Raw genomic sequence first — 8,360 nt, 5'->3', positions numbered from 1 at the left:
GTGTACGAACTGCGCGTGGGCGACCGCGTCATTTACGATTACGACGCGCAAATCGCCGCCTTTGAGAACGAGCGCCACGAGCTACGCCTCGGTATGTTGGAGCTGATTTTCTTCGCCGCCCTGCCGCAGTTGTGGCTCGCCTGGCAATGCTACCGCCTCGGCAAGGCGATGCCGGAAGAAAGCGGCGAAGCGCCGCAATACCGCATCCTGCCACGCAAAGGTGAACGCGCCCGGCGCAATTGCAACTTCCCGCCACCGTTGAACCGCATCATCAGCGTCGCCCGCATCTTTGCAGGCGTCATCCTGCTGCCGCTGCTCGCCGTCTTCGCTCTCGCCATCGCCGAAGGCACGCTCACCCTGTCGCTGTTCACCACGCTTGCCATCCTTGCCGCTTTTGCCGTTGCCCTGAGCCGCTATCCGGGCAGCCGCTACTGGCGCTACCGCGCGGCCAGTCACACCATTGAGCGCGTCCGCGTTCGCCGTATCGAAGCGGCGTACCCGCTCGCCGACTGGCAGGCGGTCGCGGTCGTGCAGGATAAGGAAGATGAATGGGCGGTCTGCCTCATCGGCGACGACGGCGCAAAAAGCGTCGAACTGGAACGCTTCCGCGTCTTCACCGGCGGCCGCACCTACGCGCGCCGCTACCGCAAACAGGTCGCCCGCGCCACCGGGCTGGCCGAATGGGAAGAACGCTAAAGGCGGTTTGCCAAAGGATATAAACCGCCCTTGGCCTTAACCCTCGATTTGCCGTAACTCCTCTGCCCCGTAGGGTGGGCCTTGGCCCACCATCACTAACATCTGGCCAATATCTGGTTGAATGGTGGAGCTTGCCCCACCCTACTTGATTGTCCCTGCGCTTGCCGTAATGGGCTATTGCGCTGCGCCATTCTTTTCCACATCCGCCAAACAATCCGCCAGGGATTTTTTGAAAGAGCGCGGCGATTTGTTTTCCCCGCCTGGTTCGAGTAGGTCGGTAATCTGGCATTTTCCCGTCGTGCAGTCGAATTGGTAGGTGACGGTGGTCGGCTCATCGAAATTTTTGAAGGTTGCCGCGACGGTGTTTTTGTCCAGCGTTTTGATTTTCAGGGTGCGTTTGATGCTGGCGGCGTCGTAGTCCTGTCCCTGAATGATAAAGTCGTAATCGATACAGCCCATTTCGCCATCTGCCAATTTTTCGTCTTTGGCAAAGAGTGCTTTTATTTCGGCGCTGGCGTAGTCGTCAAAGGACACGCCGCTGTCCGTGGCATTTTCTTCCTGATAGACGCGATAGAGTTTTTGCACGATTTGTTCCGGCGTTTCCGCTTTTCCGGCGTCTTTGGCGAAGGTTGTGCTGGCGGCCAGCAGTAACAGGGGGAAAAGGATTTTTTGCATGGTAATTCCTGTTCTTGGGTGCGGTGTTTATTCGACGTGAATGCCCCAGGCGGCGTATTGGTCACGGTCGGCGTCGCTGATTTGTCGCAGGACGCGGCAGGGGTTGCCGACGGCGAGGCTGTTCGCCGGGATATTTTTCACGACGACGCTGCCCGCACCGATAACGCTGTTGTCACCAATGCTGACACCGGGCAGGACGACGCTGTTGCCGCCAAGCCAGACGTTGTCGCCGATGGTAATCGGCGCAGTTTGTTCCCAGGTTGCGTTGCGCAGCGCGGGGTGCAGCGGGTGGTTGACGGTGTAGAGGGCGACGTTGGGTGCAAGGAGGACGTTGTCGCCGATGGTGACGGCGCCGCCGTCCAAGATGGTGCAGCCGCTGTTGGCGTAGAAGTTGCGGCCAAAGCGGATACCCTCGCCGTAGTCGCAGTGAAAGGGCGGGGTGATGTGGATGCCGTCGGGTAGTGCGCCGAGGAGTTCAGTGAGCAGCGCCTGTTGCGCGGTGCGGTCATCCGGCGAGATTTGCGTGTTGTAGCGCCAGAGCAGGCGGCGGCAGCGGTCGCGGCGCGCCTTGAGGTCAGGGTCGTAGGGCAGGTGCGGCGCGCCGCTGCGCATCGCGTCCCAGGCGGCGCTCATCAGTAGTCTCCGAGCGGTTTGGCGGGGTCGTAGGCGGCGTCGGTTTCTTTGACGATGGCCTGGCCGCAGTAGCGACCATTGGCATCGCCGGTCAGTTGCGGGTCGCCGTAGAGTTCCCAGCCATTTTGCAGGGCTTCGGTAACACGGCGGCAGAAGCTGCTGTCGTCGGGGCCGGTGAGGAAGCGGTAGATTTTCATGGGGTCTCCGGGGTGGTTTTATAGTTACGGTCGGGGCGGCTGGTGGGGCAAGCCCCACCCTACGCCGTTTTTAAGGAAATGCCCGCGCGGGGCGGGCATTCTTTATGGATTCAGGCGAGCAGTTGCGGGATGACTTGTGCAACCCATGCTTCCAGCCGCTCCTGCGTTTTTTCCGGCTGGCTGTCTTCGTCCAGCGCGAGGCCGATGAAGTTGCCGTTGGCCTTGAGCGCTTTGGACGAGGTGAATTTGTAATCCGCGCTCGGCCATTCACCGATGAAGGTCGCGCCCTGTGCGCCCAGTTGTTCGGCGAGCATTCCCATCGCGTCGAGATAGTATTCGGGGTAGCCGATTTGGTCGCCGAGGCCAAACATGGCAATCACCGTGCCTTTGAGGTCGGCGCTGGCGATTTTATCGACGACGAGTTCCCAGTCGTCCTGGTATTCGCCGTAGTTCCAGGTCGGCATACCGAGGATGATGCGCTTGTAGAGGAACATATCGTTCGGGTCGTCGAGGTCGATGATGTTGATCGGCACGATTTCCAGCCCGAATTTTTCTTTGATGCAGGCTTCGATGCGGTAGGCGACGTCTTCGGTCATGCCGGTGGTGCTGCCGTAGAAGAAGCCGATTTCTTGGCTCATGTGCGGTCTCCGTGAAGGGTTGGTAATGGCGGTTATTGTCGGTTAATCGTGCAGGGCGTGCAATGCTTTCGCGCACGCCAGGGTGTTGCGCAGCAGGCAGGCGATGGTCATCGGGCCGATGCCGCCGGGGACGGGGGTGATGGCGCTGGCGACTTCGGCAGCGCTCGCAAAGTGGACGTCGCCGACAAGGCGGGTTTTGTCGCCGTCCGCGATGCGGTTGATGCCGACGTCAAGCACGGTCGCGCCGGGTTTCAACCAGTCGCCGCGCACCAGTTCCGGTTTGCCGACGGCGGCGATGACGATGTCGGCTTCGCGGCAGCGCGCGGCAAGGTCGGCGGTGCGTGAGTGGGCAATGGTGACGGTGGCGTTGGCGGCGAGCAAGAGCGCCGCCATCGGTTTGCCGACGATGTTGGAGCGGCCAATGACTATGGCGCGTTTGCCAGCAAGGTCGCCGATGCGGTCTTTCAGGATAAGCGCGCAGCCGAGCGGGGTGCAGGGGACGGAGACGGGGTTGCCCGTCCACAGGCGGCCCACGTTCACCGGGTGGAAGCCGTCCACGTCCTTGTCCGGCGCGATGGCGTTCAATACGGCGTCGGCATCGAGGTGGGCGGGCAGCGGCAGTTGGACGAGGATGCCGTGTACTTGCGGGTCGGCGTTGAGCGCGGCGACCTGGGCGAGCAGTTCCGCCTGGGTGGTGTTTTCCGGCAGGCGGTATTCAAGGCTGTTAAATCCCGCTTCTTTTGCCTGGATGCCTTTGTTGCGCACATAGACTTCACTTGCAGGATCTTTGCCGACGAGGACGACGGCGAGGCCGGGCTGGATGCCGGTTTTTTCGCGGAAGGCGGCGGTTTCTTGTGCGACCTGGGCGCGGATGGTGGCGGCGAAGGCTTTGCCGTCGATGATTGCGGCGCTCATTTTTTTCTCCGGCTTTGTTTTACAGGGCAGCGGCGATGGCAGCGGCGGTTTCGCGCAATTCGTTTATATCCGCCGGGCTTTGTGCGTGTGCGCCGAGACTTTTGCCCGCCCATACCGGGATGAGGTGCATATGGTAATAGAAGACGCTTTGTCCGGCGGCTTCGCCATTGTATTGCACGATTTTGATGCCATCGGGGTTCAGTGCTTTTTTCTGTGCCCGCGCCAGTTTTTGGCTGAAGGTGATGATGTGCCGCAATGATTCGGGGTCGGCGGTAAAGAGATCGGGGGCAAAGGTTTTCGGGATAATCAGGCTATGTCCCCTGCTTTGCGGAAAGGCATCCATGAAGGCGAAGATTTGTTCGTCTTCGTATATTTTGGCGCAGGGTATTTCACCGGCAAGGATTTTATGGAAGATGGTGTCGCTCATGTTCAGACTCCGTTCGGGGTAATAAAAAAGGCACGAGATTCGTGCCTTTCCGTGCAATTGACAAAATCAGATTTGCATATCGTGTTCGCTGATGCCACGTTCGAGGTTTTCTTTGAACCATTGCGGTTGGCGTCCCATGCCACTCCAGGTTTGGGCATGATTGTGCGGGTTGCGATAACGCGGCGGCATGGCGGTGCGTTGTGTGGCCGGTTTGTTTTCGACGCTATTGATAAAGCGGGATGCCTGGCGTTGTGCTTCGGCAAGGATGTCACGGGCGCGACGTTTTTTTTGTTTGTCCACATGATTGATCAATGCTTCAAAGTCGTCATTGTTCAGATTATCGACCTGGTTAAAGAGTGCTTCAAGACTCATCTTTGGGTTCCTCGTTTGTATTAAAGACAGGGCGAATTATAGCGGTGCCAGTAAAAATGTAAAGCCCTTTTTGTTTATTTTTCGTCCTGCTCGTGCAATTGTTCATAGCGTTTTTGCAATGCGCGTGCTTTTTGTCTTTCATTGGCGGGAAGGGTCGGGTCTTTCAGTGCGCGTTCGACTTGTGCGGCCGCCAGTTCGTAATCGCCAATGAGGGCATAGTATTTGGCGGTGAGGATAAACTGTTCGCCGCGCCGCCCCTGTTTTTCCAGTAAATCTCCATAGAGATCATAGTATTGGACTGCGCCTGCATCACGCGCGATTTGTGTCTGCAACAGTTTTTCCGCTTCCCGGTTTTTGCCGTTGGTTATCAGGCTGCGGGCATAGGGTATTATCAGGTTTTCATTGTTTTTCCAGCGCTGCCATGCCTTGCCGAGCAGGGTTTCAGCCTGTGCCGCATTACCAGTTGCCAGCGCCTGTTCGCCATGCAGGCGGGCAAACAGGGCATTTTTTTCTGGCGGCAATGCGACGAGCATGGTCGGCATTATCGCGCGGTCATTGCGCCGCTGCGCTTCGAGGTATTGCCGGTATTGTTCGGCAAAGGGGTCTTCCGGGCGGTATTCGCGCAGTTTGTGACGGCTGTAGCGCTGGATGGCGGTTTTTGCCAATTGGTATTCCAGCGGATTGTGTATGGTACCGCTTTTCCGGTTTTTGCGACGCTGGCGGTCGGCGCGATTTTCCGGCAAGGGGTGGGTCAGGAGAAATTCGGGCGGATGGCTGCCGGTTACGGTCAGCTTTTCAAAAAAGACGGCCATTTGGGTGGGGTCATATCCCGCTTTTTCCAATACTTTGGCGGCAACGTCATCGGCCTGCTGTTCATGCGCACGCGAGTATTCCAGTTTCTTTTCCATGATATAGGCGTGGGTACCGGCGACGGCTGCCTGCGCGCCATCCGGGCTGTTTCCTGCGGTGGCGGCGGCAATTCCGGCGAGGATGCCAATCGCCTGCATCCAGCCATATTTTTCGGCATTGGCAATGGAGCGGGCGATATGCGATTGATTGACGTGGCCAATTTCGTGGGCAATGACTCCGGCGAGCTGATCTTCGTTATCGGTCATCGCAATCAGGCCGCTGTTGATGCCGATATAACCGCCGCTGGTGGCAAAGGCATTGATGGCGGGCGAGTCAATAATAAAGAAGTGATAGCCGGATGGTGCGGGTGCGTACAGCGCGAGGCGATTGCCCAGCGCGCGCAGGTATTGGGTGATTTCCGGCTGTTCCAGCAATTCGCCGCGCTGGCGCAATTGTCCTTCAACCGCCATGCCAATATTGCGCGCACGGTCGCCAACAAAGATGCGTTTTTCGGGATTGCCGAGATCGGGTAATTCAATATCGGCGGCGTGAATGCCGCAGGCGGTAACGGCGGCGGCGAGACAAAGCAGGGATTTGCGCATGAGGAATGGAGGGTTGCAAAAGAAAGACGCGCATTATATTTAAGTCGCATCCATGACGCAGTCCATATAAAAAAACGGGCGACGATTGCGTGACCATTCGTCGCCCGTATCCGCAGTGGCTATCGCAGAAACATCAAACCATGCAAACTTGTGTCAACCGTGCCACAAACCCTGCGCAGAAACTGCGCACGGAAAAAACTGTTTTTCAGTCGCGGGGTAAGCACTTGTCCACTGCGTTTATGCACAGAAAATGTGGACAAGTAGCGCCGCTAATCCGTTGGCTGCAAGCGCAACACGCCTCCTTCCTGATGCCAGCGGAAATGGCGCAATACCTGCATTCCCAGCAACACCTCGTCATCCATGCGCGGCATGATGAACGCGGGCACATCGGCAAATTCCCAGCCACCAAAAGCGAGCGAATCCAGCCGCGCCAACTGCGCGTCCGTCACCCCGTTGGCGGTGCTGACCTGCCCTGCCCCGCGCCCGCTAACGCCCAGCCGCCGCGCCAGCCCCTCGCTCAGGGCGACACCACTCGCGCCGGTATCGAGCATGAACACCACCGGTTCACCGTTAATCGTACCGCTGGTGCGGAAATGGCCGTCGCCGGAGACCTTGAGCGACAGCCCGTCCGCGGTGGCCGTTGCGTTACCGTTCGGCAAATACGCCTGCTGTTCGTGCCGCTGAAAAAAGAAAAAAAACAGAAAAAATAGCAGAAAAAACACGATCAGCGCGAAAACCGTCGCATAACGCTGCCCCACCGGTTGCGATTGCATAAAAACTCCCAAACATGACATGATGACCGCCCATTTTCACCCACACAGGAGCCACAGATGGACTTCAACAGCATTCTAAATCAGGTACTCGGCGGCGGACAGCAAATCACGCAGCAGCGCAGCAACGGCGGCCTCGGCGGCAGTTTGGGCGGTGGCCTGGGCAACCTCCTCGGCGGCATCAACAAGGATACCCTCAAAGGCTTCGGCGGCGGCATGGCGGCGACCGGCCTGCTCTCGCTGCTGACCGGCAACAAGGGCTTTGGCCGCAGCGCCCTGCAAGCCGGCTCCATCGCTGCCCTCGGTGCGCTCGCCTACAACGCCTGGAAAAACTACCAGGGCAGCCAGCCCGCCAAGGCAGGCGCGGCGGTGCAAGGACAATTCATCCCTGCCGAACAGCGCAACGCCGCGCAAAGCGCGCAGGCGAGCGAGCTGACCATCCGCGCGATGATTGCCGCCGCGGCGGCAGACGGCCGCATTGACAGCGCCGAAAGCAGCGCCATCCTCAGCCAAATCGGTGGCGAAGACGCCGAAGCCCGCGCCTGGCTTGAGCAACAAATGCAAAACCCGCCGACGCCGCAACAAATCGGCGCCGCCGTCGGTAACGACCCGGCACTCGCCGCGGAAATCTACCTTGCCTCGCGCATCGTCTGCGGCGACCTTGACCGCAAAGAAATCGTCTATCTGCACGAACTCGCCGAAGCGCTGCACCTCGATGACGCGCTGGTAGAAAAACTGGAACACCAGGCAGGCTTCTGAAGCAAGAGCCTTTGCCCAAACAAAGCCTGCCCGATACGGCGGGCTTTTATACATTTATATAACCGTATATATGGAGGCCCCATGAAACCCATAAACGTCGGCATTATCGGCCTGAGTGCCACAGGCGGCTGGGCGGCAATGGCGCATTACCCTGCGCTCTGCCAATTGCCCGAACAATTTGCCCTGAAAGGACTGACCGCCAGCAGCATGGCAAAAGCGCAACAATCCGCAGAAAAATACGGCGTGCCCTATTACAGCGACGATGCCGCCGCCCTTGCCGCCCGTGACGATATCGAATTGCTGGTGGTTGCCGTCAATTTGCCGCAACACCAGGCAATCATCGAACAAATAGCGCCTTTCGGCAAAGCCATCTATTGCGAATGGCCGCTGGGCATTCATCCCGGCGAGGCGCGCATCCTGCAACAAATCGCCGCACACTATAATTGCCGCACCTTTATCGGTCTGCAAGCGCTGCATTCGCCCCATATCCAAAAACTCCGGCAAATTGTCAATGATCCGGCAAGTGGCAGACTGATTAGTTGCATTATTAGCGGCAGCAATCCGGCAGCGGGGCGCATGATAGATCCGCGCTATCTCTACGCACAAAATCAGGAAAATGGCGTCAATACCCTGACCATTCCCTTTGCGCATAGCCTCGCCGCCTTGCAATCCGTCTTTGGTACATTGCACGATATGCACGCCCTGACCGCCTGCCAGTATCCCGAAGTCATCCGCAAAGATACCGGCGAAACGGTCTCCCGCACCACCATCGACCACGTCCTCTTTCAGGGAAAAACCCAGGACGGCGGCCTGCTGAATATCGCCTA

The 8,360-nt window shown here is 58.5% G+C and carries 12 protein-coding genes; 3 read left to right on the top strand and 9 right to left on the bottom strand.

Going from position 1 to position 8,360, the window contains the following annotated elements:
• A partial coding sequence (locus Q0349_RS03495) for a hypothetical protein (RefSeq protein ID WP_298079489.1) occupies nt 1–696 on the top strand: 696 nt, incomplete at its 5' end.
• A 174-nt stretch (nt 697–870) separates the two neighbouring features.
• Here the strand turns inward: Q0349_RS03495 and Q0349_RS03490 are convergent.
• The 9 genes from Q0349_RS03490 to Q0349_RS03450 all read right to left on the bottom strand — a co-directional run bounded on the left by Q0349_RS03490 (nt 871) and on the right by Q0349_RS03450 (nt 6,777).
• Nucleotides 871–1,371 (bottom strand): DUF3828 domain-containing protein, encoded by a 501-nt coding sequence (locus Q0349_RS03490; protein WP_298079488.1) that lies wholly within the window; start codon nt 1,369–1,371, stop codon nt 871–873.
• 27 nt (nt 1,372–1,398) lie between these two features.
• On the bottom strand, nt 1,399–2,004 hold the full coding sequence (locus Q0349_RS03485) for a sugar O-acetyltransferase (protein WP_298079487.1): 606 nt from the start codon (nt 2,002–2,004) through the stop codon (nt 1,399–1,401).
• Nucleotides 2,004–2,201 carry a DUF1737 domain-containing protein gene (locus Q0349_RS03480; protein WP_298079486.1) on the bottom strand — a complete coding sequence of 66 codons (198 nt, stop codon included), beginning with the start codon at nt 2,199–2,201 and terminating at the stop codon, nt 2,004–2,006. Before Q0349_RS03480 ends, Q0349_RS03485 begins: the two co-directional genes overlap by 1 nt.
• A 110-nt stretch (nt 2,202–2,311) precedes the next feature.
• Nucleotides 2,312–2,839, bottom strand: coding sequence for a flavodoxin (locus tag Q0349_RS03475; protein WP_298079485.1), 528 nt, complete (start codon nt 2,837–2,839; stop codon nt 2,312–2,314).
• A gap of 42 nt (nt 2,840–2,881) precedes the next feature.
• Complete coding sequence (folD, locus tag Q0349_RS03470; protein WP_298079484.1) at nt 2,882–3,754, bottom strand: bifunctional methylenetetrahydrofolate dehydrogenase/methenyltetrahydrofolate cyclohydrolase FolD; 873 nt, start codon at nt 3,752–3,754, stop codon at nt 2,882–2,884.
• A gap of 19 nt (nt 3,755–3,773) precedes the next feature.
• A complete protein-coding gene (locus Q0349_RS03465) occupies nt 3,774–4,181 on the bottom strand; it encodes an HIT family protein (RefSeq protein ID WP_298079483.1) in 408 nt (135 codons plus the stop codon).
• A 66-nt stretch (nt 4,182–4,247) separates the two neighbouring features.
• The gene (locus Q0349_RS03460; RefSeq protein WP_298079482.1) at nt 4,248–4,553 is read right to left on the bottom strand and encodes an H-NS histone family protein; all 306 of its coding nucleotides are present in this window, start codon (nt 4,551–4,553) and stop codon (nt 4,248–4,250) included.
• Nucleotides 4,554–4,627: 74 nt separating this feature from the next.
• Nucleotides 4,628–6,004 (bottom strand): M48 family metalloprotease, encoded by a 1,377-nt coding sequence (locus tag Q0349_RS03455; protein WP_298079481.1) that lies wholly within the window; start codon nt 6,002–6,004, stop codon nt 4,628–4,630.
• Nucleotides 6,005–6,273: 269 nt separating this feature from the next.
• Nucleotides 6,274–6,777: a retropepsin-like aspartic protease gene (locus Q0349_RS03450; RefSeq protein WP_298079480.1), complete on the bottom strand. Its 504-nt coding sequence runs from the start codon at nt 6,775–6,777 to the stop codon at nt 6,274–6,276.
• Between the two features lie 57 nt (nt 6,778–6,834).
• On the opposite strand from Q0349_RS03450, the gene Q0349_RS03445 reads away from it, so the two are divergent.
• Together Q0349_RS03445 and Q0349_RS03440 are read left to right on the top strand one after the other, a co-directional pair.
• Nucleotides 6,835–7,533 (top strand): tellurite resistance TerB family protein, encoded by a 699-nt coding sequence (locus Q0349_RS03445; RefSeq protein ID WP_298079479.1) that lies wholly within the window; start codon nt 6,835–6,837, stop codon nt 7,531–7,533.
• An 81-nt stretch (nt 7,534–7,614) separates the two neighbouring features.
• Nucleotides 7,615–8,360, top strand: a 746-nt coding sequence (locus Q0349_RS03440; RefSeq protein WP_298079478.1) for a Gfo/Idh/MocA family oxidoreductase, incomplete at its 3' end; no start/stop codon positions are given.

This window comes from uncultured Cardiobacterium sp., assembly GCF_938028185.1.
Taxonomy (GTDB): Bacteria; Pseudomonadota; Gammaproteobacteria; order Cardiobacteriales; family Cardiobacteriaceae; genus Cardiobacterium.
Note: the sequence above shows the minus strand (reverse complement) of the source record. Positions and strands in the feature narration are given on the sequence as shown.

What these genes read in the sequence shown, in the direction of transcription:
- Q0349_RS03490 (WP_298079488.1), bottom strand. Translation starts at nt 1,371, where the DNA reads ATGCAAAAAATCCTTTTCCCCCTGTTACTGCTGGCCGCCAGCACAACC.
- Q0349_RS03485 (WP_298079487.1), bottom strand. Translation starts at nt 2,004, where the DNA reads ATGAGCGCCGCCTGGGACGCGATGCGCAGCGGCGCGCCGCACCTGCCC.
- Q0349_RS03480 (WP_298079486.1), bottom strand. Translation starts at nt 2,201, where the DNA reads ATGAAAATCTACCGCTTCCTCACCGGCCCCGACGACAGCAGCTTCTGC.
- Q0349_RS03475 (WP_298079485.1), bottom strand. Translation starts at nt 2,839, where the DNA reads ATGAGCCAAGAAATCGGCTTCTTCTACGGCAGCACCACCGGCATGACC.
- folD (WP_298079484.1), bottom strand. Translation starts at nt 3,754, where the DNA reads ATGAGCGCCGCAATCATCGACGGCAAAGCCTTCGCCGCCACCATCCGC.
- Q0349_RS03465 (WP_298079483.1), bottom strand. Translation starts at nt 4,181, where the DNA reads ATGAGCGACACCATCTTCCATAAAATCCTTGCCGGTGAAATACCCTGC.
- Q0349_RS03460 (WP_298079482.1), bottom strand. Translation starts at nt 4,553, where the DNA reads ATGAGTCTTGAAGCACTCTTTAACCAGGTCGATAATCTGAACAATGAC.
- Q0349_RS03455 (WP_298079481.1), bottom strand. Translation starts at nt 6,004, where the DNA reads ATGCGCAAATCCCTGCTTTGTCTCGCCGCCGCCGTTACCGCCTGCGGC.
- Q0349_RS03450 (WP_298079480.1), bottom strand. Translation starts at nt 6,777, where the DNA reads ATGCAATCGCAACCGGTGGGGCAGCGTTATGCGACGGTTTTCGCGCTG.
- Q0349_RS03445 (WP_298079479.1), top strand. Translation starts at nt 6,835, where the DNA reads ATGGACTTCAACAGCATTCTAAATCAGGTACTCGGCGGCGGACAGCAA.